Origin of the sequence: Caballeronia sp. AZ10_KS36, from assembly GCF_023631105.1 — a bacterium.
Lineage (GTDB): Bacteria > Pseudomonadota > Gammaproteobacteria > Burkholderiales > Burkholderiaceae > Caballeronia.
The window spans coordinates 114,212-138,833 of sequence record NZ_JALQDQ010000035.1; the positions used below are offsets into that span (position 1 = coordinate 114,212).

The following is a 24,622-nucleotide window of genomic DNA, read 5'->3' on the forward strand; positions in this document are numbered from 1 at the left end:
GATGAACCGGACTGGTCTCGCTCGTGCCGCTTGTTTTAACGGAAGCTGCAGCAGGGCGAAGCATCGCATGCACGGCACCGTCGTTGCAACCGGCGGTGCGGCCGAATTGAAAGCGCGCCTAGCGCACGCCGAACTTCCACACGGTCACTTCGTGATACTCGTCGCCCGGCCTGAGTTCGGTGGACGGGAACGAGGGATGGTTGGGCGAATCAGGAAAGTGCTCGGCCTCGAGTGCGAACGCGTCCGTCTGACGGTAAGCATTGCCCGATACGCCGACCGCACTGCCGTTCAGCCCGTTGGCGGTGTAGAACTGCAAGCCCGGTTGCGTCGTATAGAGATCGAGCACGCGCCCGCTCGCCGGATCGTAGGCACGCGCGGCAAACGAAGGCTCGCCTTCATGCTGGCTGCTCTTGTTCAGCTTGAAGTTGTTGTCATAACCGCGTGCGTAGCGCAGTTGCGGGAAGGCCGAACGCAAACGCGCGCCGATAGGCGTCAGCGCGCGCAGATCGAGCGGCGTGCCTTCCACGGACGCGACTTCGCCCGTTGGAATCGAATCCGCGCGGGTCGGCGTATAGCTTGATGCTGCAATCATGATGAGCTGATTCTCGACGCTGCCGCTGCCCTCGCCCGCTAGATTGAAATAGCTATGGTTCGTGAGATTCACGACTGTCGGCTTATCCGTTTTGGCGCGATAGTCGATACGCACTTCGTTGTCGTCGGTGAGCGTGTAGGTCACGTCGACCGTGAGCGTGCCAGGAAAACCGTTCTCGTTGTCCGGGCTCACGTAACGCAGTTGCACACCCGCGCCGCTTGCGTTCTGAAACGTGCGCACGACCGTCCATACCTTCTCGTCGAAGCTGTGCGGACCGCCATGCAGCGTATTGGGCGGATCGTTGACCGGCAACTGATACGTGTGTCCGTCGAGCGTGAAACGCCCTTGCGCGATGCGGTTCGCATAGCGGCCGATCAGGCTGCCGAAGTGAATATCGCCGTTGTATCGCTCATAATCGGCAAGCGATGCGAAGCCGAGCACGATGTCCGCGCGCCGCCCGCGCCGGTCCGGCACATCGATTCGTGTCACGATGCCGCCATAGGTGATGCAGCTCATCGAAACGCCGCGCGTATTCGACAGCGTGTATTGAACGACCGGCTGACCTTGCTGCGTCGCGCCATACGGTGAAGATGTGATGGTCACCGCATTCGACATGAACGGAAAAGCGGCGGCGCATAGCGCGGCAACGCTGCGGGAAATCTGTTTCATCGGATCAGGACGTGGGATGGGTCGGGGTGGTTAGGCAAACATACGACGAAGCATCGGCCATACCCGCGTGGATGCGCTCCAGGTTAGCGGGCACGTTCGATGCAACCGGTCCGGGATGCACTGACCATTCACATGACCGAAGGAACGCACCATGACACAAGAGAGCGAACGTTCGACTCCGCCTAAGCAAACGCCTAACGACGCGACCGCAGCGGACCGCCGCCTAAGCGACGAGCAGAAGCAAAACCTGACTAACGAGCCCGCGCCGCCGACGGGCGCCGGCAAGCCGCTGCCCGAACCGAACGACGTCGGCGAGGATGGCTAAGTAACTGGCAATGCGCAGGCCCGGCGCAGCGCTCGGCCTGCCCGCCGCACATTGACGCTCGTACAATGATGGAAGCAACGACACAACCGACACTGCGCTGCGCCCGGCGATAGGACACGTCGCCGTTCACCGAAGCAAGGACGCTCATGCACGATCCTGCTCACTTCCTGCCGTCGTTCGTGTGGCGCGCGGCGCGCGACGGGACCATTCAGTATGCCAATCCGTGGGCCTCCCGCTATCTCGGCATACCGTCCGACGATTTGGCCGGCCAACATTGGCAAGCTTTTGTTCACCCCGACGACGAACGTACGGTGCTCGACGCGCTGAGGCAAATGCGCGACGGCGTGCTGCTTCGCAATGTCGATGTCCGTCTTTTGCGCGCGGACGGCGCGTTTCGCTGGCATACGCTCCACTTGCAGGCACGCCGCAACGAGGATGGAAAAATCGGCGATACGGTAGGTGTCGCGATCGACATTCACGAATGCCGACACGCCTGGGAACTGTACGAAGCAAGCGAGCGGCGTCTGCAAGCCGCCTTCGCGGGCGCGCGCATGGGCGCGTGGGAATGGGACATGAAAATGCGCGTCGTGCGCATGACGGCGCAGCTCGCGGACCTTTATTCTTTTCCGCCCGGCACCGAATCGGTCATGCTCTCGGAGATATGGGACCGCGTGGCGCCCGATTACCGCGAGCCCTTTCAACGCAAGCTCGCCGATGCGCTGCGCTATGGCGGCCCGTTCGAATTCGACTTCATGCTGGACTGCCGTCGCGATGGCAACCCCGGCTCGCGACGCTGGCTGCGCATGCGCGGCAATCCGGAATTCGACGCGCAAGGCGTGCTGACGCGCGTGCACGGCGTGAGCTTCGACATCAGTCAGCAACGTGCCGACATGGAGCGTTTGAGCCTGAGCGAACGCCGTTATCGCGCGCTCGTCGAATCGACCGGGGCGCTCGTCTGGTCCGCCGATGCGAACGGCGAAATTCGGCCTTCGGGCGGCGAATGGGAGATGTTCACCGGCGAGCGGCGCGACCGGCTCTCGCGCTGGGGCTGGCTCGACTTCATTCATCCGGACGACCGCGAGCGCACGCATCAAGCATGGCTGGAAGCGTTGCATCAGGGCGGCCCGCGCACGCTTACCTTCCGCATGTATCGCCGCGATGGTTCGTATCGCATGGTGCAGGCACACGCCGCCCCGCTCTACGACGAGCACGGCAAGTTGCAGGAATGGTTCGGCACGACAACGGATGTCACGGCGCAATACGAAGCGCAAGCGGCGATCGAAGCGCGCAGCCTGCGCCTCACGGTTGCCATGCAGGCGGCGAAGATTCACATCGTCTCGCTGGAACTGGCGAACTGGACCATGTTGTTTGAAACGAGCGTCGAGCACCGGCCCGATCAGGTCGAGACGCTCACCTACGAAGCGGCGCTGGCACGCATTCATCCCGACGATGCCCCCGCTCTCGACCGCTATGTCCGACGCCTCGCGTCCGGCGACGATCCTCACGAGCAATTCGAGTTTCGCGTGCAGAACATGCACGGCGAACAGTGGATGCAGGGCAGCGCGTTGCTTCAGCGCAGCAAGGACGGCAAGCCGCTGCGGATCATCGGCAGCCTGATCGACATCACCGACCGCAAGCAGATGGAACTGGTCCTGCGTGAGTCGGGCCGTCGCAAGGACGAATTTCTCGCCATGCTCGCGCATGAGTTGCGCAATCCGCTCGCGCCGCTGCGCACGGCTATCGCGCTGCTGCAAAAGGACGAAGACTTGTCCCCGCAGACCAACGACCTCGTCGAACTGATGAACAGGCAAGTCGAGCACATGACGCGCATCGTCGATGATCTGCTCGAAGTGTCGCGCATCACGCAGGGCCGCATTGCGTTGCAGCGCGAGCCGGTGTTGGTCGGGACCGCCGTTTATCATGCGGTGGAAGCCATCGCGAACATGGTCGAATCGCGCGGCCAGCACATACAGGTCGATGTCCCCGATGCAACGACATGGGTGTGCGGCGACGTCACGCGGCTCTCGCAAATACTCGTCAATGTGCTCAACAACGCGAGCAAGTACACGCCGGAAGGCGGCGACATCTCGGTGAGCGTGAATGCGGATCCGGACTGGGTGTCCATCGTGATCGCCGATACCGGCACCGGAATTTCCGGCGACCTGTTGCCGAAGGTGTTCGAACTCTTCTCGCAAGGCGAACGCACACTGGACCGCTCGAATGGCGGCCTCGGCATCGGGCTGTCGCTCGTCAAGAAGCTCGTGGAAATGCATGACGGGACCATCACGGTTCAAAGCCCAGGACCGGGGCTCGGCACCACCGTCAACGTGCGCTTGCCGCGTCTGCATCATCACGAGCGTCACTCGGCGCTCGCGCTTTCCGAGGGCAGCGGGCTCGAAACGCATGCCGCGTTGCGCATTCTCGTCGTAGACGATAACCGCGATGCCGCCGATTCTCTCGCGATGCTATGTGAATCCGAAGGACACGTAGCGCGCGTGACGTATTCGTCGGAAGAGGCGCTGTCCGCCACGCCGTTTCAGGCGGACGTAGCGTTGCTCGACATCGGCTTGCCCGATATCGACGGTTACGAACTCGCGCGACGCCTGCGGCGCAAAGGAGAGAGCGCGCCGCTTCTCATCGCCATCACAGGTTATGGACAGACCGACGACCGCTTGCGCGCGCAATCGGCGGGCTTCGACTATCACTTTGTGAAGCCGGTCAACGTGGAAAGCCTTCTTAAGCTGCTGTCGTCGCTGACCGTCACGCGACGCCCGGAACGCTGATTGCTTGCTACAGGGCATCGCAACCAGAAGGAGGCACGCATGGCCGAGCAACACAAACCCGGTGAAAAGGTACAGACCTCGGGGATCTATCGCGTCGTGAAAGAAGGCGACAGCGGCTCCGCATTCGAAGTGACGTGCGTGGAAGGCGAGCACTTCCCGCCGACGAGAAGCGGCAAGGGCGCGCATTATGAACTGGTGCACGCCGCGACGCACTCGCACAAGCACGGCGAGCTCGGCAGCGGGGACAAGTGACGCCATAGACGCTATGAAGGCGGCGCGCGAGCGTCGTCTCTCACCTTTGCGAGGACAACGCGATGAACCCTGAACCCTCCGATCCGGTCGAGCGCGCGGACAAGCGCCGCGAGGCCATCGGCGAAGGCGAAGTCAAGGAAAAGCCAGACGGCACGATCGAGCAGCGCGGACATGGCAGCATGGACCCGACGCTCGTTCCGAAAGGCAAGGACCATCCCGAAGAGGGGCCTTATACGCCGGAGAACGATCATATCGACCCCGATGTCGATCCCACGGCGAGCAGCGATCATCCACGCAGCAAGCCGGATTCAGAAGCGTAAGCAGCGGCGCGGGCGCATGCAGCATAATGTGCGCTCGCCCATTTGCCCGACCGCATCATGCAGATTCTCGTCGATGCCGACGCTTGCCCCGCTGTCGTGAAAGACATGCTGTTCCGCGCGGGGCCGCGTGCGGCAATCAATGTGACGCTGGTGGCCAACCAGTTCCTGCGCACTCCGCCCTCGCCCTATATCAAGGCCGTTCAGGTGCCTTCGGGTTTCGATGTCGCGGACGCACGCATCGTCGAAATGGCCGCAGCCGGCGATCTCGTGATCACTGCCGACATACCGCTCGCAGCAGCGGTGCTCGCCAAAGGCGCGCATGCACTCGACCCGCGCGGAGAGTGGTTCAGCCCGGACAACATCGAAGAACGCCTGACCATGCGCTCGATGATGGACCAGTTGCGCAGCACCGGCATCGCGACAGGCGGGCCCTCGCCGTATTGTCCGCGCGATGGCAAACAATTCGCCGCTCAGTTGGACAAATTTCTCGCGCGTCAGCGCGCCGTCAAATAGTCGCAGTGAGTTTCAATGTCGCGGGCCTTCGCTTTTGCGGTCCATCGTGCGGTCTGTGATGCGGTGCTTGTCGCTCGGGCTATTGTTGAAATGATCGGGGTACTCGGTGCCGACGAGCGAGTCGTACTGGTCCGGTTGCGCCTTGACGATTGCCTGCAGCATCTTGATGAACGCGTTGCCGTCCGCGAGGTTGTCGGCGATCACGCGCGCCGTTCTGAGCGAAATGGATTCGGTCAGCGGCGGCGCTGTTCCATCGTCCAGCTTGAATAGAAACCGGTGAATCTCAGCCGACGATGCTTGCGGCGGCACTTCATGCGAAATGATGGTTGCTTTCATGCTCTGGTTCTGTGATTCATTCTTTGATCTGCTAGCAAGGAACAAACCACGACGCGACGGCACGTGATCTGCTGAGTGCCATGCATGTCAATCAGCACGGAGGACACATGACGAGCGAGAGTTTTTCCTTCAAAGGCTACGACGTTACGGTGACCATTCAGCAGAACGATACGGGCGACTGGGTGCCGCAGATCGCAGCGCTGCGCAATGGCGCGCCTGCCGACCTGCCGGATGTCGAACCGACCGGTCCTAGCTGGGCGACGCGCGCGGAAGCCTTGCGCGCGGGCGTCGAGCGGGCTCATCGTCTGATCGAACGTTATGGCCTCGGCCACGACGACCAACATACCGATGGCGGCACGAAGCGCGAGTTCTAGACGCTGGAACGCGGTATGCGTAATTGTCAGTCCCTAACCACGTTGCAAAGGAGTGAAGCAATGCCATCGTCCAAGCTCGGAAATTCGAACCCGACCAATCCGCGTAACGACCAAGGGAAGGCGCAAGGCCAACAGCAGCAGAATCAGCAGAAGCAGCCGATGCATCAGGGCGGCCAACGCCAGCCGTGATCGCGTCGAGTGGTGAAAAAGGTCCGCTCGCGCTGGCGTCATAGAGCAGTGCGAGCGGATCGCATGCATTGCGTTAGCAGGAGACACGACTCATGAAAGCGCGACCATTGATCGCGGCAGTGGCTCTCTCTTTAACGGGCACCGTGCTGGCTGCCGGAAGCGGCAGCGGAAGCCCGGGCGCCGGACCTTCGGTGAACACATCAGCCGCAGGCCGTAGCGGCGCTGATCAGGGCCCCGCGTCGGCCATGCGACCGCCGACGCCAGGAGGCGGCACCGGCGGCTCAGGCGACGGCATGCGTTCCCCCGGACAAGGCTCCTCGGGCGGAATGCAACCGATGCTGAAAAGCGGCAGCGGCAGCACCACGAATCAGTCCGGCGCGCCATCCACGACGAACGGCGGCGCTCAAGGTCAATAGACCGCCTGCACGTTTGCTGCGGCATACTTCGTCAACGAGCCCGCTCGAGGCTCCAACGGAGACGTCATGCCAACTCTGCCCATCAGCCGTTTTCCCGTTCCGAACCCTGAAGCGTGGCCCGACGACATTCGCGAGCGCATACGCGAAGTGCAGGACAAGGCGGGCTTCGTTCCGAATGTATTTCTTGCGCTCGCGCACCGGCCCGACGAGTTCCGCGCATTCTTTGCCTACCACGACGCGTTGATGCTCAAGGAAGGCGGCCTCACGAAAGGCGAGCGCGAGATGATCGTGGTGGCCACAAGCGGCGTCAACGATTGCCTTTACTGCGTCGTCGCGCATGGCGCAATCTTGCGCATCTATGAAAAGAACGCGCTGCTGGCTGACCAGATCGCCGTCAATCATCGCAAGGCCGACATTACGCCGCGTCAAAAGGCGATGCTCGATTTCGCGCTGAAGGTCTGCCGCGAAGCCGGCGCAGTAGACGATGCCGACTTCGCCGCGCTTCATGCGCACGGCTTCAGCGACGAAGACGTGTGGGACATCGCGGCCATTACTGCGTTCTTCGGCTTGTCGAACCGCATGGCGAATGTCACGTCGATGCGGCCCAACGACGAGTTCTATCTCATGGGGCGCGTGCCGAAGGGTTAACCCGAGCCGGCAATACCTGAAAATTTCTCAGCATTAGTTGAACCGAACCGCGTTGATCGCTGCGTCGAACGCGACGAAACTGCCTCCACACCGAACAAACCATGGAGACAGCAATGTTGCTCGACAATCGTGTAGTGATCGTGACCGGCGCGGCTTCGGCGCGTGGCATCGGCAAGGCGACGGCAAAGGCGCTCGCGGCGCAAGGCGCGCGCGTCGTCATTCTGGATCTGCGCGAAGCGGACGCGCAAAGCGCCGCACGCGATATCGGCGAAGAACACCTGGGCCTCGCGTGCGACGTCACCGACAAGGACGCATGCGTGGCCGCCGCCAACGCGGCCATCGAAAAATACGGCCGCATCGACGCGCTCATCAATAACGCGGGCATCACGCAACCCATCAAAACGCTCGAAATCAGCGCGGCGAACTTCGACGCCGTGATCGACGTCAATCTGCGCGGCACGCTCTATATGTCGCAAGCAGTCATCGGGCAGATGAAGAAGCAGCAGAGCGGCAGCATCGTGTGCATGTCGTCGGTATCGGCGCAGCGCGGCGGCGGCATCTTCGGCGGACCGCATTACAGCGCAGCGAAGGCCGGCGTTCTCGGCCTCGCGCGTGCCATGGCGCGCGAATTCGGCGCCGATCGCATTCGCGTGAATTCCATCACGCCGGGCCTCATTCAGACGGACATCACCGGCGACAAGCTCACGCCCGAGATGCGCGCGGACATTATCAAAGGCATTCCGCTCGGCCGTCTGGGCGATGCAGCCGACATCGCGAATGCGTGCCTCTTTCTCGCGAGCGACCTGTCGAGCTATCTCACGGGCGTCACGCTGGACGTCAACGGCGGCATGCTGATTCATTGATGTCGCGTGCGCCCGCCAGACGCGCGGGCGCAATCAACGCACCCGGACTAACCGGGGCGTAACGAGTCATGGCAGGAGACAAACATGAAACCTCGCTTTACCGCGCCGCCGCTCGCAGCGGATATCTCGTCGTCGGCCGACACCGCCACTTTCGAAGCAAAGACGTATGCGAAGGTCGGACGCCGTCTCATACCGTTCCTGATGCTGTGCTATCTCGGCGCTTATCTGGATCGCGTCAACGTCGGCTTTGCGAAGCTGCAAATGCTCAATGACTTGCGCTTTTCCGAAACCGTCTATGGCATCGGCGCAGGCATTTTCTTTCTCGGCTATTTCCTTTTCGAAGTGCCGAGCAACGTGATACTGCACAGGGTGGGCGCGCGCAACTGGCTCGCTCGCATCATGCTGACGTGGGCCGTGATCTCCGCGAGCTTCGTGTTCGTGAAGTCGCCCACCATGTTCTATGTCCTGCGCTTTCTACTCGGCGTGGCTGAGGCAGGCTTTGCACCCGGCGTCATTCTTTATCTGACGTACTGGTTCCCCGCCGCGCGCCGAGCGAAAGCATTGTCGTTGTTCTTCATGGCGATCCCGCTCGCGGGCATCATCGGCGGGCCGCTCTCCGGTTACATCATGCATGCGCTGCAAGGCGCTCACGGACTCGCCGGATGGAAGTGGCTCTTCATCCTCGAAGCATTGCCGTCGCTCTTCCTCGGCGTCGTGATTCTGTTCTATCTCGACAATGGCATTGCCAGCGCGAAGTGGCTCACCGATGCCGAAAAGACGCTCCTCGCCCGCAATGTCGAGAAGGACAACGCGCAAACGCTGGAACACGTGTCGATCCGCTCGTTCATCGGCGACCGGCGTCTGTGGCTCATGGCCGCGATCTACTTCTGCGTCGTGCTGGGTCAGTATGGCCTCACGTTCTGGCTGCCGACTATCGTGCGCCGTGCCGGCGTGGCGGACCCGCTGTGGGTCGGCATCTTCACCGCGATTCCGTATCTGTGCGCCATCGTCGCGCTGCCGCTGATCGGCGCGAGTGCCGACAAGCACCGCGAACGCCGTCTGCATCTCGCGATTCCGATGCTCGTCGCCGCCGCCGGCTTTGCCACCTTGCCGATGCTCGGCAGCGTGGGCGCGTCGATCGTCTGTGTGAGCGTCGCCGCTGCGGGCATCCTCGCTTCGTCGTCGCAGTTCTGGTCGCTGCCTACTGCCGTGCTCGGCGGCATGTCGGCGGCTGCGGGCATCGCGGCGGTCAACTGCTTCGCCAATCTCGCGGGCTTCTTCTCGCCCGCCATCGTCGGCTGGCTCAACGATCTCACTGGCAAGTCCACGGCTGGCCTGATCTTTATCTCGGCTGCGGTCGTCGTCGGCGCGGCGCTGGTTTTCCTCGTGCCTGCGAAGACGGTCAATCGATAAGCATCCCTATCTATCATTTCAAGGAGACGAACATGAGCAGTCCCGTTATCGAGGAGGTGACGCTCGCCGAGCGCGCCTACCGCATCCGCCGCAACGCCCTTTTGATGGGCGAAGTGCAGGGCCAGGGCTATATCGGTCAGGCGCTGGATATCGCCGATGTACTGGCCGTGAGTTACTTCGGCGCGATGAACTACCGCCCCGAAGATCCGGAATGGGAAGAGCGCGACCGCTTCCTGCTGTCGAACGGTCACTACGCGATTGCGCTGTACGCAGCCCTCTTCGAAGCCGGCATTCTGCCGCAAGAAGAACTCGAAACGTATGGCAGCGACGACAGCCGTCTGCCGATGTCGGGCATGGCGAGCTATACGCCGGGCATGGAAATGTCGGGCGGCTCGCTCGGCCAGGGTCTGACTATTGCAGTGGGCCGCTGTCTCGGACTCAAGCGCAAGAACTCGAAGTCTTTCGTCTATACGCTCTTCTCCGATGGCGAGCTCGACGAAGGCGCGATCTGGGAAGGCTTGATGTCCGCCGTGCACTGGAAGCTCGACAACCTGATCGCGATGATCGACGTGAACAATCAGCAAGCCGATGGCCCGTCGACGCAGATCATGGCGTTCGAACCGCTCGTGCCGAAGCTCGAAGCGTTCGGCTGGTACGTGCAGCGTGTGAACGGCAACGATATCGACGCCGTGAAGGAAGCCTTCGACAACGCGCGCAATCTGCAGGAAGCGAAGCCGCGCATCATCGTATGCGATACGAAGATGGGCTGCGGCGTGCCGTTCCTCGAACAGCGCGAAAAGAATCACTTCATCCGAGTCGATGCGCACGAGTGGCAACTCGCGCTGGAAGCACTCGAATCGAGCCGGTAAGCAAGGAGAACAGCATGAGCACCATCGAAAAGAAGCCGCGTTTGAAGACCTCCGCGATGATCGCCTCGATCGCAAGCGAAGGACAAGTCACGCGTTCGGCGCCGTTCGGCCATGCGCTCGCCGAACTGGCGCGCTCGAAGCCGAACGTCATCGGCATGACGGCCGATCTCGGCAAGTACACCGACCTGCATATCTTCGGCAAGGAATTCCCTGAGCGTTACTATCAGATGGGCATGGCCGAGCAGTTGTTGATGGGCGCGGCCGCCGGCTTCGCGCATGAAGGCGCGCAGCCGTTCGTCACGACGTATGCGGTTTTTGCGACTCGCCGCGCGTATGACTTCATTCACCAGACGATCGCGGAAGACAACCTCGACGTGAAGATCGTCGCCGCGCTGCCCGGTCTCACGACGGGCTACGGCCCGAGCCATCAGGCAGCCGAAGACCTCGCTTTGATGCGCGCGATGCCGAACATGACCGTGATCGACCCGTGCGATGCGCTCGACATCGAGCAGATGGTGCCGGCCATCGCCGCGCACAAGGGGCCGGTCTATGCGCGCCTCTTGCGCGGCAACGTGCCCGCCGTGCTCGATGAATACGGCTATCGCTTCGAGCTCGGCAAGGCCAAGATGCTGCGCGACGGTTCCGACGTACTCGTCATTTCATCAGGCATACTAACGATGAGAGCGCTCGAAACCGCGAAGGCGCTGGAAGCGGACAACGTCGACGTGGCCGTGCTTCACGTGCCGACGATCAAGCCGCTGGACACGGAAACCATCATTCGTGAAGCGCGGCGCTCGGGCCGGCTTGTCGTGGTCGCGGAAAATCATACGGTGATCGGCGGTCTGGGCGAAGCGGTGGCGTGCGCACTGCTGAGCGCGGGCGTAACGCCTGCATTCCGGCAAATCGCGCTGCCCGATGCGTTCCTCGATGCGGGTGCCTTGCCTACCCTTCACGACCGCTACGGCATCTCCACGAACGTGATGGCGAGCACCATCAAGGGCTGGCTCGGCTAGGGCGCACTGCGGCCGCGCGCAGGCTTTCTCGCGCGCGGCGCTTCTTTTCCGGCAGGCGCGTTCGCGCCTGTCATCTCTTCCATCCATGAAAGCGTGTCGACGTACGCGAGGAAATGCTGCAAGTATTCCGGCGAAGCCTCACGCATCAATGCAAGCGAACGATGCACGAGGCTGCTCGAATTGAGCGGTCCCGCGTTCTTCGGCACCTTCTGCTGCGACTCCCGCAACTGCCGCTCGGCGCTGACTTTGGACCAGACGCCCCGCAAATACTCCAGCAGTTCTTCAAGCGACGGATGCGTGGCCGCGTGGCGCGCCATCTCGTCGAGCAACACGGCAAGCGGTCCTTTCGGCGCATGCGCTGCAACGGCTTGGCGCGCGGCTGCCTGCGCGACCGTATCCGCGTAGTCGTTCAAGAGCGATGACAGCCGCGCGTCGATGATGCGTCTCGCCTCGCCTTCATGCGTCATGGCGCGCCGCGCCAGTGCCTCGATGAAGCGATAACGCACGGGATTGACACGATGCTCGCCGCGCGCGCGCCATGCGTCGAGCATCGCGCGGGCATTCATGCCGTCATCCACGAGGCTTCACCAGCGAGTTCGTCGGACGCGGCACAGCCGATATCTCGACGCGGCGGTTCTTCGCGCGGCCTTCGTCGTCGGCATTGGAACTGACGGGCTGCTCGGAGCCGAAGGCCGCCGCGAAGACCGATGACGGCGCAACGCCTGCATCGATCAAAGCGCGCGTCACGGTCAGCGCGCGCTTGGCCGACAGTTCCCAGTTGTCCGCGAACCGGCGATTGCCTTCGCGAACCTGCTGGTCATCGGCGAAACCGCTCACCATCAAGACTTGATCGTGCGTGCCGAGATACGCGGACAGCGGCCCGGCGAGGCTCTTCAGCACATCACGCCCCTGCGGTTGCAGCTGGTCCGAGTTGAGCGCGAACAACACGTTCCCGCTGATCCCGATGCGCCCGTTCACGAGCGTCACGCGCCCGGACGCGAGCGGTCCGGCGAGCGCCTGTTCCAGCGTCTTGCGCCGCTGCGCTTCCTGTTGCCGTTCCTTTACGGCCTGTTCGAGCTTCGTCGAAAGCTGCAACTGCACGCCGATGACCGCGACGAGGATCAGCACGAACGCGCCGAGAAGCACCGACATCAGGTCCGCGAAAGCGGCCCAGATGGGCGCGGCGCTCTCGATGCCGCCGTCGAGTTCTTCGTTCATGCGCGCGCTCCGTCCAACTCACGCTGTCCGGCAATGCGTTGCAAGTCTTCGACGATCTGCTTCTGCGACATCACGCTCAGGTCGATGACTTCGCGCGCCTGCGCGACATAATAAGCAAGCTGCTCGTCGCTGCGCGAGAGCGTCTTGTCGAGCGCCGTTTCGATGCGCTGCAAATGCGTGACGAGCGTCTCGTTCGCCGCGCCGAAGGACTCGACGGCCGCGCCCAACGCTTCGCCGAGGCTCGCCACTTCGGCGGCACTGCCGGTAACTTGCGCGGCCACCGCGCTGATCTTCGCGCCTTCGCTTTCGATCTTGTCGCTGAATTGCGTGCCTGCGCGCGCGAGCAAATCCGCCGACGTGGAGATGAGCGCATCGACGGCCGTGCGTTGCTCGGTTGACGCGAGATTCACCGCATCGAGAAGCGTGTGCAGCGTGGCGAGCAGGCGGCTGCGCTCCTCCAGCATGGCGGTGTCGCGCACCATCGAATCGGAGAGCATCTGCCGCATTTCCGCGACGACTTCAGCCGCGGCCTTGGGCGCTTGCGATGCAGCCTGCATGAGCTTTTCGATCTCTGCGATGAGACCGTTCGCATGCGAACGTGATGCGTCCGACATCTCGCTTGCCGTGCGCGCGAGTGTGTCGCAGATTTCCTGCTCACGGCGCTCGACGAACGTGCTCGTCTGCTGCCATTCTTCGCGCAAGGTCGCGGATACCGCGCCGAGGGCTTCGGTCCACGCGTTCAGGCGAGCATCGTTGTTCGATGCGAGGTCTGCGGCGAGCTTCGCGTGTGCTTCATCGACCGACTTCAGAAGCGATGCGGAGTGCGCTTCGAAGCGTTCGGTCGCCTCGTTCAACGCGCCGCGATGCTGCGCGGCGAGTTGTTCGCCCGCCTGCTGTTGCGCGGCGAGCGCGCTGCGCCAGGCGTCCGACATGCCAGCCGATGTGCTGTCGAGCCGCGACGAGATCCCTTCGAGCAAGTCGCTCGCGCGTGCCTCGAAACGGCTCGCGAAGCCATCGAGCGAAACGCCTGTCTGCGTGGCGAGCGCCGCGCTCGTCTGTTCGTGCTTCACGACCGACTCGTTCAAAGCGGCGGCGATCTTCTCGACGCAAGCATGCAATTCGGTCGTTACGCCGTTGATGTGCGTCGCCATGCCGGCGGCCAGATTCTGCGAGCGCTCGTCCACGGCTTGCGCGAAACGATCCAGCGAAGCACCCGTCTGCGTGAGGAGCGCCGCGCTCGCTTCTTCATGTTTGGCGAGCGTTGCGTCGAGTCCGTCCGCTGTCTGCTTCATGCGCGACGACACGTCTTCGATCAGCGTCGAAGAGCGTTCTTCGAAGCCTTGCGCGAAGCGTTCCAGCGACACATTCATCTTGTCGACGAGCGCCTCGTTTGACGCCTGATGCCCTTGCAGCGAGCGATTCCAGATACCGGCGATTTTCTGCGCGGACGCCTCGAAGCCGTTCGACAAGCCATCGAGTTGTCGCCCGACAGCCTCTTCGATACTGCCGTGCAGCGCCTTCGTTTCGCGTGCGATGCCGTCCATCGTCGCCTGCATCACGGGCTGCAATGCGGCGCTCGCTGCGCGCGCGCTGTCGGCCACGCTTTGCTTCAACGACAGTTCCACCGAGGTCGCAAGGCGCCGGTACGCCGTCTCCGTGTTCGCATGAAACGCGGCCTGATTCGCCAGCTGCCGCTCGTTCGCGGCGACGCTCTGCTGTTCGATGGCGCTCATCATCGCGTGAAGACGATCGACGAGCTTCGGCATGATCTCGGTCTGACGTTGCAGCAAGCGGAACGTCTCTTCGCGCTGATGCGTCTGCGTGAAAGGCCGCAGCGTCGTCGCGGTTTTCATGTCGAGCAGTTGCGCGACGTGCAGGCGTTCGCGACGGCATAGCGTGGAAAGCAGGCCGAGCATCGCGGAGGTCGCGACGCCCGCTATCGACGTGCCGAACGCGAAGCCCAGGCCCGTCACCGGCGCGGCGAGCGATGCGCGGATTGCCGCGAGATCGGTCGAGCTTTCGAGCGCGGCGCCTGTGCCGCGCAGCGTCGCGACCATGCCGAGCAGCGTGCCCAACATGCCGAGCAAGACGAGCAAGCCCGCGAGATACGGCGCGAGCGCGGGGCCGGGCAACGCAGTGCGTTCGCCTTCCACTCGCGAACGCACGGCATTGCGCAGACTCGCCGGCACCTGTTCGAGCCACGACGCAAGGCTCGAAGGCGTCGCGTTCAATGCGCCGACTGCCGTGGCCAATTCGCGCGTCGTTTGCTGATAACGCTGCAACTCCGACGCGCCCACGAGATAGCACGCGCCGATCACGAGCGTGACGACGAGCGCGAGCGCATTCGAGCCGATATAACCAATGGCTATACCGCAGACGGCCAGGAGGCCCACGAGAAAGACAGCTACATTCAGAAGATAACGGGGCATAGCGTTCAGTGAGCGGTTTGACATGCCGCGAGCAAACCATCGACCGGTTGGAAACGTACGTGCAGTTCGGCGCGCAGGACGCTTTGCATGTCCTGTTCGAAGACGCCGAGCCATGCGGATGCGTCGTCGGAAGACGCCTGATGCGCGCTGCGCATGCGCTGAAAATGCTTGCCGAGGAGCGCCGGCGCTTGCGCCAAGAGCGCGCGTTCGCGTGCGGCGAGCGCCTGTTCCATTACGGCATCGACGACGGCAAGACGCGCCATGCGCGTCGACTTCGCCGCGAGCGTCGCGCGCACGCGGGCGCGCAGCGAGCCGATCTCGGCTTCCATCGCCTGTTGCAGCGACAGATACCGTTGTCGATAGACGGCGTACTCCACGGCCAGGTCAGGAGGCGGCGCCTGCACCGGCGCGCGCCGCCGGTGAGCGCCCGGAGCGTTACCCTTGTCGCCGACGATGGCGCTCGTCAACGACGCACGCACGCGGGCGCAGGCCGCTTCTTCCACGTCCGATGCGGATCGCGCGCCCGACACGGCCGGCGGATCGCCGCCGAGCGCGGTGGACAGCGCGATCGCGTCGGTCCAGCCGAGCCACTGGCTCAGACGGTCCGACAGCGAGGAACCGGGTGCGTGAACATCGAGATCGGCGAAACGCGCGAGCAGGCGCACGAGCGCCGGCCCGCTGATCGCCGTGCGCGTGGGGGCTTGCACGATAACACCGCAGGCAAAAACCCGTTAGTTTACACGGTGACGGGCGTCTGCCTAGTTTCGAGGCGTTTTTGTCATTCTTTGCGGCTTCTTGACGCCCCGTAGCCTTTAGACCGCGCGCTTGCTGCGCCTGAACTGGTCGAACAGCACGGCGAGCAGCAGAATGCCGCCGCGAATGAGGTATTGGTAGAACGTCGGGACGTTGAGCAGGCTCATCGCGTCCTGCACCGCGCCCATGATGAGCACGCCGACGAGCACGCCCGAGATCGTCGCGACGCCGCCCGTCAGCGACACGCCGCCCAGCACGCACGCGGAAATCACGCCGAGTTCGAGCCCGACCGATGTCTTTGGGTCGCCGAGACTCATGCGCGATGCGAGCATGACGCCTGCGAAGCCGGTCACGAGCCCTTGCAGCACGAACACGGTGATCTTGATGCGCGTGACCGGCAGGCCCGCGAGCACGGCCGCCTCGCTATTGCCGCCGACGGCCAGCACGTTCTTGCCGAACACCGTCTTCTTCAGCAGGAAGCCGAATACGACGAAGCCGATGATGTTGCTCCAGATCGGATATGAGATGCCGAGGAACGAACCGCCGCCGAGATCGAAGAACCGCTCTTCGGAGATCATCACCGCGTCGCCGTTGGAGGTGAGGAACGCGAGACCGCGCACCGCTTCCATCATCGCGAGCGTCGCGATCAGCGAATTGATCTTGAAGCGCGCGATCAGCACGCCGTTCACCAGTCCGACCGCGCCGCCCGCAAGAATGCCCGCCGTAATGCCGAGCATGACGCTATGCGTCGCGGTGATGACGGTCGATGCCATCACGCCGGCGAACGCGACGATGGATGCCACCGACAGATCGACTTCGCCGAGCGCGAGCACGAACATCATCGTGACCGCGATGGAGCCGATCAGCGTCACCGAGAGCAGCAGCCCCTGAATATTGCGGGGCGTGAGAAAACCCGGCACCGTGGCGGAGAGCACCGCGAACAGCACCAGGAACACCACGACGATGCCCGACTTGTTGATGAGGTCCCACATGCGCGCCTGCGAGGGCGCAATGGGCGCTTGAGCATCGCTCGGGGAGGAAGTGCCTGGAGTTTGCATGGCTTGGCTCTAATTCGTTTCGTCTTTCCGGGGCCGCCGCTGGGGTCAGCAGTCAGCGGGGCAATGCGAGCTTGATCAGTTCGTCCGGCGTCGCCTGCGACTTCGGCAGCGCGCCGGCAATGCGTCCTTCTTTCATCACGATGATGCGATCCGACACGCCGATCACTTCGGCCAGGTCGCTCGATACGAGAATCACCGTGCGTCCCGCTTCGGCAAGCTCATACAGAAGGTTATAGATCTCGGCGCGCGCGCCGACATCGATGCCGCGCGTGGGCTCGTCCATCAGGAACACGTCGATGCGTTCCGCGAGCCAGCGCGAGAGAATCACCTTCTGCTGATTGCCGCCCGACAGCGTGCCGATAGCGGTTTCGCCGCTGCGCGTCTTGATTGCGAGCTTCGCGATGTATTCCTGCGCGAGCGCACGCTCGCGGCGCGCATCCAGCAGAAAACGCGCAGGGCTGAAATGACGGCGCGCGCTGATGTTGAGGTTGTCCGCGACGGACGCAATCGCGACGATGCCTTCCTGCTTGCGATCTTCGGGGCACAGCGCAATACCCGCGCGGACCGCATCGCGCGGACTGGAAAACGCCACGCGCTTGCCCTTCAGTTCGACATGGCCTTCGCTCGCTTTCGTCGCGCCGTAAAGCAGTTTCATCAGTTCGGACCGCCCCGCGCCCACGAGACCGAAGAAGCCGAGAATCTCGCCGCGCCGCGCGCTGAACGACACGGGCTCGGAAAGGCCCGGCCCGACCAGCCCTTTCGCTTCGATCATCACGTCGCCGGCTTCGCGCGAGCGATAGCCATAGACATCCGCGATCGAGCGGCCGACCATGCACGCGATCAGCCTGTCGCGCGAGAGGCCCGCGACGGACTCGAAGGTCTCGATGCGCCGGCCATCGCGGAACACGGTCACGCGGTCGCACAGTTCGTAGACTTCGTCCATGCGATGCGTGACGTAGATGATCGCGCGTCCATCGGCGCGCAGCGCGTCGATGATGCGAAACAGTTGCTTCGTCTCGCGCGCGGAAAGGGAGCTCGTCGGCTCATCGAACGCGATCACGCGGGCGTCGCGCATCAACGCCTTGCCGATCTCGATCATCTGCCGCTGGCCGATGGAGAGGTTCTTCACCGGCGTGCGCGGATCGATCCGTTCGCCAAGTCTTTCAAGTTCGGCCATCGCGCGCTTGACGAGCGCGCGTTCGTCGAGCACGCCCGCGCGGTTCGGCAATTGCCCGAGCATCAGGTTCTCGGCCACCGTCAGTTCCGGCACGAGGTGCAGTTCCTGATAGATGATCGCGATGCCTGCTGCAATCGCCTCGCGCGTCGTCGTAAAGCGGTGTTCCGCGCCGTTGAGCTTCAGCGTTCCCGCTTGCGGCCTGTTGACGCCCGAAAGCACCTTGAGCAAGGTGGATTTGCCCGCGCCGTTCTCGCCCATCAAGCCGTGCACTTCGCCCGCGCGCACCGAAAGCGACACGCCGTCGAGCGCGCGCACGCCCGGGAAACTCACGGTAATGCCGTCGAGTTCCAGGTATGCGCCGCGCTCGCCGTGCGCCGGGGCGAGGGTCACGTCGTCCGTCGTCGTAGCCATGCGTGCTTAGATACCGAGTTCGCTACGCACGGACTTCCAGTTCTCACGCGTCATCAGCTTGCCCGTGGTTTGCGTGTCGGCGGGCGGCTGCTTGCCGCTGCGGATCCAGTCGACGAGATTCTGCGCGCTTTGCTTGCCGTGGTTGGTGGAACTCACAGCAATGGTGCCGAAGAAGCCGGTTTGTTCCTTCTTCTGGAACTCGGCGAAGGCTTCCCCCGCACCGTTAATGCCGACGCCGATCACATCCGCCGAAGGAATGTGCAGCTGTTCCGTCGCGCGCACGCCGCCCAGCACCGACTCTTCGTTCAGCGCGAAGATCACCCACTTCTTGACGTTCGGATGCTGCGCGAGCACGGGCGACGCCGCGTTGAAGCCGCCTTCATCGTCCGTGGTCTTCTGCGGCGCGTCGAAGATGTTTTCCTTCTTGAAGCCGCTCGCGACGAGCGACTGCGTGGCGCCATCGGTGCGCAGCTTCGCGGTCGGAAGTTCGTAGTCCGTAATACGCAGCGCTCCGACTTCTTCCGGCTTCCAGCCGCGGCGCTTCATTTCGCCGGCAATGGCGTCGCCGACCTGATTGCCGATCTTGAACGCGGACATGCCGAGGTGGGGCACGTTGGACAACGGCTTGCCCGACGAATCGACGAGCTGGTCATCGACCGAAACGAACTTCATGTTGTAACGCTTCGCGCGCGCGGCGATGGCCGGTCCCAGGCGCACGTCCGGCGCGCAGATCACGAAGCCCTGCGCGCCTTGCGCGCCGAGGTTGTCGATGGCGGCGAGCACTTTCTCGCCATCCGGCGTGCCGATGTTCACCGACGTGAAGTTCTCTTTCTGTCCGAGCGCGGTGGATGCCTTCTGCTCGTTGATGAACCATGCCTGCTCCGGCATCTTCACGAGGAAGCCGATCTTGAGCGGCTCGTCGGCTCGCGCCGCGCCGTGAAGCGCGAAAGGCGCGACGCACATCGCGGCCATGATGGCGCGCAAGGTCAGGCGGCGAATTTGTTGGTTCATGACGTGTCTCCTTTGTATGGCTTTTGTTGGTGAATGTCGTTTGATTTAGCGGCCGAATGGCTCGGTTTCTACGTGTTTGCCTAACAGAAATGCGTCCGCGACGAGTCTGAGCGGGCGCACGTCGACATCGCTCCCGCCCCGCTCGATCAGTTCGTGGAATTGCTCATACAGCGCCGGATACTCGCCCTCCGATCCGAGCGAAACGGCTTCGCCCGCAATCGACAGGCGCTTGCCGCCCTCGCGAATCGACAAGCGGCCGCCGTCCGTATCGACGTCGATGTCCCACTCCTCGACCGGGCCATGACGCCAGTCGAACGACGCGCGCACCGGCGCACCGTTCGTATCGATGCAATCCAGTTCGGCGGCGATGGGCGTTGCGGTATCGCGCGGGATGGTGAGCGTCGCCGCGCGCAATGCGATCTCGCGCGGCAGAATGCGCGTGACGATGGAAAGCGCGTTGATGCCCGGATCGAACACGCCGAGGCCGCCCGGTTCCCAGATCCATTGCTGGCCCGGATGCCAGCGTCGCACGTCTTCTTTCCAGCGTATTTCGACCGCGCGCACCGCGCCCGCTTCCTTCGACGCAAGCCACGCACGCGCCGGTTCGACGGCGCTCGCGGCGCGCGAATGCCAGCTTGCGAAGAGCGTGCGGCCATGCGTTTGCGCGATGTCTCGCAATGCCTCGACTTCGCTCACGCTTGCGCCCGGCGGCTTTTCGAGCATCACGTGCTTGCCCGCTTCGAGCGCGGCGCGCGCCTGCGCAAAGCGCACTTGCGGCGGCGCGCAGAGCGACACCGCATCGAGCGACGGCTCGGCGGCGAGCAACGCGTCGAGGTCCGCGTAGTTGCGCACGCCGTCGACGCTTGCGTTGCGGCTCGCGCACGCGACCAGTTCGAAGCCGGGCTGCGCGGCAATGGCGGGAAGATGCTGGTCGCGCGCGATCTTGCCGATACCCGCGACGGCGAGCTTGTATGCCGATGTCATGCGTATCCTCGTGGTCAGTGCGAGTGGCGTGGAACCGCCGCGCCGCGCTTGCCGACGAGGAAGTCCAGGTCGCAACCTTCGTCTGCCTGAAGAACGTGATCGACGTAGAGGCGCTGATAACCGCCATCGCCATGCACGCGCGGCGGCTCGTGACCGCTCATGCGGCTCGCCAGTTCTTCGTCGCTGATGTCGAGATGCAGCGTGCCCGCATCGCAATCGAGCTCGATCCAGTCGCCATCGCGCACGGCGGCAAGCGGGCCACCGGCCGCCGCTTCCGGCGCGACGTGCAGTACCACCGTGCCGTAAGCGGTGCCGCTCATGCGGGCATCGGAAATACGGACCATGTCCTTCACGCCCTGACGCAACAGCTTGGGCGGCAGGCCCATGTTGCCAACTTCGGCCATGCCGGGATAACCCTTCGGGCCGCAGTTCTTCATCACGAGCACGCAGTCCTTGTCGACATCGAGCGATTCGTCGACGATGCGCTCCTTATAGTGTTCGAGGTTCTCGAACACGACCGCGCGTCCGCGGTGCTTGAGCAACTCGGGCGTCGCTGCCGACGGTTTCAGCACCGCGCCGCGCGGCGCGAGATTGCCGCGCAACACGCGAATGCCGCCGTCCTGAATGAGCGGATTGCTCAGTTCGCGGATCACTTCATCGTTCGTATTGGGCGCGTTCTTCACGTTCTCCCAAAGCGATTTGCCGTTCACCGTCAATGCGTCGGGATGCGGCAACAGGTTCGCTTCGCCCAGACGCCGCAGCACGGCAGGCAGACCGCCCGCGTAATAGAACTCTTCCATCAGGAAGCGGCCCGAGGGCATCAGGTCCACGATGGTCGGCGTATCGCGACCGATGCGCGTCCAGTCTTCCAGTTCGAGCGGCACGCCGATACGGCCCGCAATCGCCTTCAGGTGAATGACCGCGTTCGTCGAACCGCCGATAGCCGCGTTCGTGCGGATCGCGTTCTCGAATGCTTCGCGCGTCAGGATCTTCGACAACGTGAGGCCTTCGAGCGCCATCTCCACGATGCGAATGCCCGACATATGCGCGAGCACGTAGCGGCGCGCATCGACGGCCGGGATCGCCGCGTTGTGCGGCAGCGAGGTGCCGAGCGCCTCGGCCATGCAGGCCATCGTCGAGGCGGTGCCCATCGTGTTGCAGGTGCCCGCCGAACGCGACATGCCGCCTTCCGCCGACAGGAACTGATGCAGGTCGATCTCGCCTGCCTTCAGCGATTCGTGCAGTTGCCATACTGCCGTGCCCGAGCCGATGTCCTTGCCATTGAGCTTGCCGTTCAGCATCGGCCCGCCCGTGACGACGATAGCGGGCACGTCGCAACTCGCCGCGCCCATCAAAAGCGCGGGCGTGGTCTTGTCGCAGCCGGTGAGCAGCACGACCGCATCGATCGGATTGCCGCGAATGGCTTCTTCCACGTCCATCGCCGCGAGGTTGCGCGTGAGCATCGCGGTCGGGCGAAGATTCGATTCGCCATTGGAAAACACGGGGAATTCCACGGGAAAGCCGCCCGCCTCGTACACGCCGCGCTTCACGTGTTCGGCGATCTTGCGGAAATGCGCATTGCACGGCGTGAGCTCGGACCATGTATTGCAGATGCCGATGACCGGCCTGCCGTCGAACTCGTGATCGGGAATCCCTTGATTCTTCATCCAGCTTCGGTACATGAAGCCGTTCTTGTCGGCGGTGCCGAACCATTCTTGGGAGCGCAGCTTGGGCTTCGATGCCGACATGTGTTTCGTCCTGGTTCATAACGCGATTGCCGCGAAGTCTATGAGGGCGCGTGATAATCTACTAATGAATTGTTCGACGCCACCGATACCCGAAACGGCATTCGTAGAAACCCCTAAAAATGTTGCTGAATTCGACCCCCTGGTACATCCGCAGCCGGCTCAAGACGCGGCAGTTGATGCTCGTCGTCGCGCTCGTGGAGGAAGGCAACATTCATCGCGCGGCGGCCGTGCTCCATATGACGCAACCCGCCGCGTCGAAGCTCTTGCGTGAACTGGAAGAAACGCTCGGCGTGACGCTTTTCGAGCGCGAACCGCGCGGCATGCGGGCCACGCTGTACGGCGAAGCCATCGTCCGTCACGCGCGCGCGGTGCTCGGCAGCCTCGATCAGGCGCAGGAAGAACTCGTCGCGTTGAAGACCGGCCGGCTCGGGCATGTGGCGATCGGCGCGATCACGTCGCCGGGCGTGCGGCTCTTGCCGGCCGCTGTCGCTTCGGTCAAGCGGCAGCACGCGGACATCCGCATCTCCGTCGAGATCGACACCAGCAACGTGCTGCTCGAACGCCTCGCGCAGGACAAGCTGGATATCGTCATCGGAAGGCTTTCAGTCGAACATGACAAGCTGCGGCTTCGTTACGAACCGCTGACGGGCGAACCGGTGCGCGCGCTCGTGCGTGCCGGTCATCCATTGTTGAATGCGCCGGCGTTGACGCTCGCCGACGTGCAGCCGTGCGAATGGCTCGTGCCGCCGGCGGGCAGCGTGTTGCGGCATCGCTTCGAATTGATGTTCCAGCGCGCGAGTCTGCCGCCGCCGTCGAACGTGGTCGAGACCGCGGCGATTCTTTTCATCACTCGCCTGTTGGAACAAAGCGACATGATCGCGGTGCTCGCGGAAGACGTGGCGCTCTACTATGCGCAGCACGGCATGGCCGCGGTGCTCCCCTTGCCGATGGAATGCCAGATGGACGACTTCGGCATCGTCACGCGCGCCGACCGTCTTTTTGCACCCGCCACGAGCGTGATGGTCGATGCATTGCGCGCCACCGCCGCCGACGTGTACGAGAGCGCATCGCGCTAGGGTTTCGTCTTTCCGTCTGCCAGCGCTGTCACGATGGCATAGGCGGCTCGCACGCGATCCGCGTTCGGGATGTTCTTGTTGCCCAGCATGACGATGCCCACATGCTTCGCCGGCACGAACGCAATGTACGCGCCGAAGCCGTTGGTCGAGCCGGTCTTGTTGATCCAGACGTCGTCGCGCGGCGCTTGCGGCGGATCGATGCGCTCGGCGACGTGACCATCCACGATCATCGAGGGGCCGTTGCCCTCGAGCAAGGCGGTCAGCGGCGCGGGATACGGATACTGTTCCCAGACGAGGTCTTGCGTCATCGGGCCGGACTGGACATACGCCGTATGCGTGGCCGTGATCGCGCGTTGCAGCGTGGCGTCGATATGCGCGGCGTCGTTCATGTTGGCTTGCAGGAAGCGCGTCATGTCGTAAGCCGTCGATCGCACGCCGTACGCTTCGGACGAAAGCACGCCCGGATTCATGCGCACGGGCTTGCCGTCCTTGGCATAACCTTCGGCATAGTCGCGCATGCGAGCGGGTGGCACCTGCATATAACTATTGCTCATGCCCAGCTTCGCAAAGACGCGTTGCTCGATGAGCGTGTCGAAATCCTGCCCCATGCTTCTAGCCGTGATGAGGCCGAGCGTGCCGATGCCCGGATTCGCATACGTCCGGTATGTGCCCGGCTTGAAGCGCGGTTTCCATGCCTTGAAGTACTGCATAAGTTGCGCGTTGTCGTGAATCTCGTCGGGGACTTGCAAGGGCAAGCCGCCCGGCGTGTGCGTGCCGAGATTCAAGAGCGTCACGTCGTCGCCGAACGCACTGCCGCGCAACTCGGGCAAGTACTTGCCGACAGGATCGCTCAGTGATAGATGCCCGGTCTCCTGCGCATACGCGGCAAGAGTTGCAGTGAACGTCTTGCTGATCGACCCGAGTTCGAACAAGGTGTCGCGCGTGACGGGCGCGCGGCTTTGCTTCGACGCCACGCCGTAATCGAAGACATATGGCTTGCCTTCCACGACGACGCCCACCGCCATGCCCACTATGCCTTCGCGTGTCATCAGCGGCATGATGGTCTCATCGACGATGTGCTTGATGTCATCACGGCCGAGGCTTGCCGGCTGACTGAAACCGAATATCGGGCAGGTGGAAAGAAGAGCCGCTGCGAGCAGCGTTGTCAGCTTCATTATTCGA

Annotated in this window: 25 protein-coding genes; 13 read left to right on the forward strand and 12 right to left on the reverse strand. The window is 63.3% G+C overall.

Annotated features, from left to right (window positions below):
* Positions 1-118: 118 nt before the first annotated feature.
* Entirely contained in the window at positions 119-1,207 is a 1,089-nt protein-coding gene (locus tag NCR35_RS21135) for an aldose epimerase family protein (protein WP_250536030.1), read from the reverse strand.
* Between the two features lie 205 nt (positions 1,208-1,412).
* On the opposite strand from NCR35_RS21135, the gene NCR35_RS21140 reads away from it, so the two are divergent.
* From NCR35_RS21140 to NCR35_RS21160, 5 genes are all read left to right on the forward strand, one after another.
* On the forward strand, positions 1,413-1,586 hold the full coding sequence (locus tag NCR35_RS21140) for a hypothetical protein (RefSeq protein ID WP_250535865.1): 174 nt from the start codon (positions 1,413-1,415) through the stop codon (positions 1,584-1,586).
* 146 nt (positions 1,587-1,732) lie between these two features.
* Positions 1,733-4,369, forward strand: a complete 2,637-nt coding sequence (locus tag NCR35_RS21145) for a hybrid sensor histidine kinase/response regulator (RefSeq protein WP_250535866.1) — start codon at positions 1,733-1,735, stop codon at positions 4,367-4,369.
* A gap of 39 nt (positions 4,370-4,408) precedes the next feature.
* Positions 4,409-4,621, forward strand: coding sequence for a YjzC family protein (locus tag NCR35_RS21150; RefSeq protein WP_244850857.1), 213 nt, complete (start codon positions 4,409-4,411; stop codon positions 4,619-4,621).
* 62 nt (positions 4,622-4,683) lie between these two features.
* On the forward strand, positions 4,684-4,941 hold the full coding sequence (locus NCR35_RS21155; RefSeq protein WP_250535867.1) for a hypothetical protein: 258 nt from the start codon (positions 4,684-4,686) through the stop codon (positions 4,939-4,941).
* A 57-nt stretch (positions 4,942-4,998) separates the two neighbouring features.
* Positions 4,999-5,454, forward strand: coding sequence for a YaiI/YqxD family protein (locus NCR35_RS21160; protein WP_250535868.1), 456 nt, complete (start codon positions 4,999-5,001; stop codon positions 5,452-5,454).
* A gap of 12 nt (positions 5,455-5,466) precedes the next feature.
* Here the strand turns inward: NCR35_RS21160 and NCR35_RS21165 are convergent, their stop codons facing one another.
* Positions 5,467-5,790 carry a hypothetical protein gene (locus NCR35_RS21165; protein WP_250535869.1) on the reverse strand — a complete coding sequence of 108 codons (324 nt, stop codon included), beginning with the start codon at positions 5,788-5,790 and terminating at the stop codon, positions 5,467-5,469.
* 107 nt (positions 5,791-5,897) lie between these two features.
* Between NCR35_RS21165 and NCR35_RS21170 the strand changes: the two genes are divergently transcribed.
* The 7 genes from NCR35_RS21170 (at position 5,898) to NCR35_RS21195 (ending at position 11,575) form a co-directional block, all read left to right on the forward strand.
* On the forward strand, positions 5,898-6,164 hold the full coding sequence (locus NCR35_RS21170) for a DUF6566 family protein (protein ID WP_250535870.1): 267 nt from the start codon (positions 5,898-5,900) through the stop codon (positions 6,162-6,164).
* Positions 6,165-6,224: 60 nt separating this feature from the next.
* A complete protein-coding gene (locus NCR35_RS29915) occupies positions 6,225-6,353 on the forward strand; it encodes a hypothetical protein (RefSeq protein ID WP_255751465.1) in 129 nt (42 codons plus the stop codon).
* 482 nt (positions 6,354-6,835) lie between these two features.
* A complete protein-coding gene (locus NCR35_RS21175) occupies positions 6,836-7,417 on the forward strand; it encodes a peroxidase-related enzyme (RefSeq protein WP_250535871.1) in 582 nt (193 codons plus the stop codon).
* 113 nt (positions 7,418-7,530) lie between these two features.
* Positions 7,531-8,280, forward strand: coding sequence for an SDR family NAD(P)-dependent oxidoreductase (locus NCR35_RS21180; RefSeq protein WP_250535872.1), 750 nt, complete (start codon positions 7,531-7,533; stop codon positions 8,278-8,280).
* A gap of 84 nt (positions 8,281-8,364) precedes the next feature.
* Positions 8,365-9,693 (forward strand): MFS transporter, encoded by a 1,329-nt coding sequence (locus tag NCR35_RS21185; protein WP_250535873.1) that lies wholly within the window; start codon positions 8,365-8,367, stop codon positions 9,691-9,693.
* 32 nt (positions 9,694-9,725) lie between these two features.
* Entirely contained in the window at positions 9,726-10,562 is an 837-nt protein-coding gene (locus NCR35_RS21190) for a transketolase (protein WP_250535874.1), read from the forward strand.
* Between the two features lie 14 nt (positions 10,563-10,576).
* On the forward strand, positions 10,577-11,575 hold the full coding sequence (locus NCR35_RS21195) for a transketolase family protein (RefSeq protein WP_244850849.1): 999 nt from the start codon (positions 10,577-10,579) through the stop codon (positions 11,573-11,575).
* Here the strand turns inward: NCR35_RS21195 and NCR35_RS21200 are convergent.
* From NCR35_RS21200 to NCR35_RS21240, 9 genes are all read right to left on the reverse strand, one after another.
* Positions 11,572-12,141: a DUF2894 domain-containing protein gene (locus NCR35_RS21200; RefSeq protein ID WP_250535875.1), complete on the reverse strand. Its 570-nt coding sequence runs from the start codon at positions 12,139-12,141 to the stop codon at positions 11,572-11,574. The two genes, NCR35_RS21195 and NCR35_RS21200, sit on opposite strands and share 4 nt — an antisense overlap.
* Before the next feature lie 4 nt (positions 12,142-12,145).
* Positions 12,146-12,793, reverse strand: a complete 648-nt coding sequence (locus tag NCR35_RS21205) for an OmpA family protein (RefSeq protein WP_175946010.1) — start codon at positions 12,791-12,793, stop codon at positions 12,146-12,148.
* The gene (locus NCR35_RS21210; RefSeq protein ID WP_250535876.1) at positions 12,790-15,222 is read right to left on the reverse strand and encodes a DUF802 domain-containing protein; all 2,433 of its coding nucleotides are present in this window, start codon (positions 15,220-15,222) and stop codon (positions 12,790-12,792) included. The genes NCR35_RS21205 and NCR35_RS21210 overlap by 4 nt, the downstream gene beginning before the upstream one ends.
* 5 nt (positions 15,223-15,227) lie before the next feature.
* A complete protein-coding gene (locus NCR35_RS21215; protein WP_250536031.1) occupies positions 15,228-15,932 on the reverse strand; it encodes a DUF3348 domain-containing protein in 705 nt (234 codons plus the stop codon).
* 102 nt (positions 15,933-16,034) lie between these two features.
* Positions 16,035-17,033, reverse strand: coding sequence for an L-arabinose ABC transporter permease AraH (gene araH, locus NCR35_RS21220; protein ID WP_250535877.1), 999 nt, complete (start codon positions 17,031-17,033; stop codon positions 16,035-16,037).
* 52 nt (positions 17,034-17,085) lie between these two features.
* Positions 17,086-18,621, reverse strand: coding sequence for an L-arabinose ABC transporter ATP-binding protein AraG (araG, locus tag NCR35_RS21225; RefSeq protein WP_250535878.1), 1,536 nt, complete (start codon positions 18,619-18,621; stop codon positions 17,086-17,088).
* Positions 18,622-18,627: 6 nt separating this feature from the next.
* Positions 18,628-19,632, reverse strand: a complete 1,005-nt coding sequence (locus tag NCR35_RS21230) for an arabinose ABC transporter substrate-binding protein (protein ID WP_250535879.1) — start codon at positions 19,630-19,632, stop codon at positions 18,628-18,630.
* A 45-nt stretch (positions 19,633-19,677) separates the two neighbouring features.
* Entirely contained in the window at positions 19,678-20,616 is a 939-nt protein-coding gene (locus NCR35_RS21235) for a Gfo/Idh/MocA family protein (protein WP_250535880.1), read from the reverse strand.
* Positions 20,617-20,630: 14 nt separating this feature from the next.
* Complete coding sequence (locus tag NCR35_RS21240; RefSeq protein ID WP_250535881.1) at positions 20,631-22,364, reverse strand: IlvD/Edd family dehydratase; 1,734 nt, start codon at positions 22,362-22,364, stop codon at positions 20,631-20,633.
* Between the two features lie 119 nt (positions 22,365-22,483).
* Here NCR35_RS21240 and NCR35_RS21245 point away from each other — a divergent pair, with 119 nt between their 5' ends.
* Positions 22,484-23,440, forward strand: coding sequence for a LysR substrate-binding domain-containing protein (locus tag NCR35_RS21245; protein WP_175945997.1), 957 nt, complete (start codon positions 22,484-22,486; stop codon positions 23,438-23,440).
* Here NCR35_RS21245 and ampC read toward each other — a convergent pair.
* A complete protein-coding gene (gene ampC / locus NCR35_RS21250) occupies positions 23,437-24,615 on the reverse strand; it encodes a class C beta-lactamase (protein ID WP_250535882.1) in 1,179 nt (392 codons plus the stop codon). The two genes, NCR35_RS21245 and ampC, sit on opposite strands and share 4 nt — an antisense overlap.
* Between the last annotated feature and the right edge of the window lie 7 nt (positions 24,616-24,622).

Bases quoted from the DNA above. Each gene is read 5' to 3' on its own strand.
- NCR35_RS21135 (WP_250536030.1), bottom strand. From the start codon at position 1,207: ATGTCGAATGCGGTGACCATCACATCTTCACCGTATGGCGCGACGCAG.
- NCR35_RS21140 (WP_250535865.1), top strand. From the start codon at position 1,413: ATGACACAAGAGAGCGAACGTTCGACTCCGCCTAAGCAAACGCCTAAC.
- NCR35_RS21145 (WP_250535866.1), top strand. From the start codon at position 1,733: ATGCACGATCCTGCTCACTTCCTGCCGTCGTTCGTGTGGCGCGCGGCG.
- NCR35_RS21150 (WP_244850857.1), top strand. From the start codon at position 4,409: ATGGCCGAGCAACACAAACCCGGTGAAAAGGTACAGACCTCGGGGATC.
- NCR35_RS21155 (WP_250535867.1), top strand. From the start codon at position 4,684: ATGAACCCTGAACCCTCCGATCCGGTCGAGCGCGCGGACAAGCGCCGC.
- NCR35_RS21160 (WP_250535868.1), top strand. From the start codon at position 4,999: ATGCAGATTCTCGTCGATGCCGACGCTTGCCCCGCTGTCGTGAAAGAC.
- NCR35_RS21165 (WP_250535869.1), bottom strand. From the start codon at position 5,790: ATGAAAGCAACCATCATTTCGCATGAAGTGCCGCCGCAAGCATCGTCG.
- NCR35_RS21170 (WP_250535870.1), top strand. From the start codon at position 5,898: ATGACGAGCGAGAGTTTTTCCTTCAAAGGCTACGACGTTACGGTGACC.
- NCR35_RS29915 (WP_255751465.1), top strand. From the start codon at position 6,225: ATGCCATCGTCCAAGCTCGGAAATTCGAACCCGACCAATCCGCGTAAC.
- NCR35_RS21175 (WP_250535871.1), top strand. From the start codon at position 6,836: ATGCCAACTCTGCCCATCAGCCGTTTTCCCGTTCCGAACCCTGAAGCG.
- NCR35_RS21180 (WP_250535872.1), top strand. From the start codon at position 7,531: ATGTTGCTCGACAATCGTGTAGTGATCGTGACCGGCGCGGCTTCGGCG.
- NCR35_RS21185 (WP_250535873.1), top strand. From the start codon at position 8,365: ATGAAACCTCGCTTTACCGCGCCGCCGCTCGCAGCGGATATCTCGTCG.
- NCR35_RS21190 (WP_250535874.1), top strand. From the start codon at position 9,726: ATGAGCAGTCCCGTTATCGAGGAGGTGACGCTCGCCGAGCGCGCCTAC.
- NCR35_RS21195 (WP_244850849.1), top strand. From the start codon at position 10,577: ATGAGCACCATCGAAAAGAAGCCGCGTTTGAAGACCTCCGCGATGATC.
- NCR35_RS21200 (WP_250535875.1), bottom strand. From the start codon at position 12,141: ATGAATGCCCGCGCGATGCTCGACGCATGGCGCGCGCGCGGCGAGCAT.
- NCR35_RS21205 (WP_175946010.1), bottom strand. From the start codon at position 12,793: ATGAACGAAGAACTCGACGGCGGCATCGAGAGCGCCGCGCCCATCTGG.
- NCR35_RS21210 (WP_250535876.1), bottom strand. From the start codon at position 15,222: ATGCCCCGTTATCTTCTGAATGTAGCTGTCTTTCTCGTGGGCCTCCTG.
- araH (WP_250535877.1), bottom strand. From the start codon at position 17,033: ATGCAAACTCCAGGCACTTCCTCCCCGAGCGATGCTCAAGCGCCCATT.
- araG (WP_250535878.1), bottom strand. From the start codon at position 18,621: ATGGCTACGACGACGGACGACGTGACCCTCGCCCCGGCGCACGGCGAG.
- NCR35_RS21230 (WP_250535879.1), bottom strand. From the start codon at position 19,632: ATGAACCAACAAATTCGCCGCCTGACCTTGCGCGCCATCATGGCCGCG.
- NCR35_RS21235 (WP_250535880.1), bottom strand. From the start codon at position 20,616: ATGACATCGGCATACAAGCTCGCCGTCGCGGGTATCGGCAAGATCGCG.
- NCR35_RS21240 (WP_250535881.1), bottom strand. From the start codon at position 22,364: ATGTCGGCATCGAAGCCCAAGCTGCGCTCCCAAGAATGGTTCGGCACC.
- NCR35_RS21245 (WP_175945997.1), top strand. From the start codon at position 22,484: ATGTTGCTGAATTCGACCCCCTGGTACATCCGCAGCCGGCTCAAGACG.
- ampC (WP_250535882.1), bottom strand. From the start codon at position 24,615: ATGAAGCTGACAACGCTGCTCGCAGCGGCTCTTCTTTCCACCTGCCCG.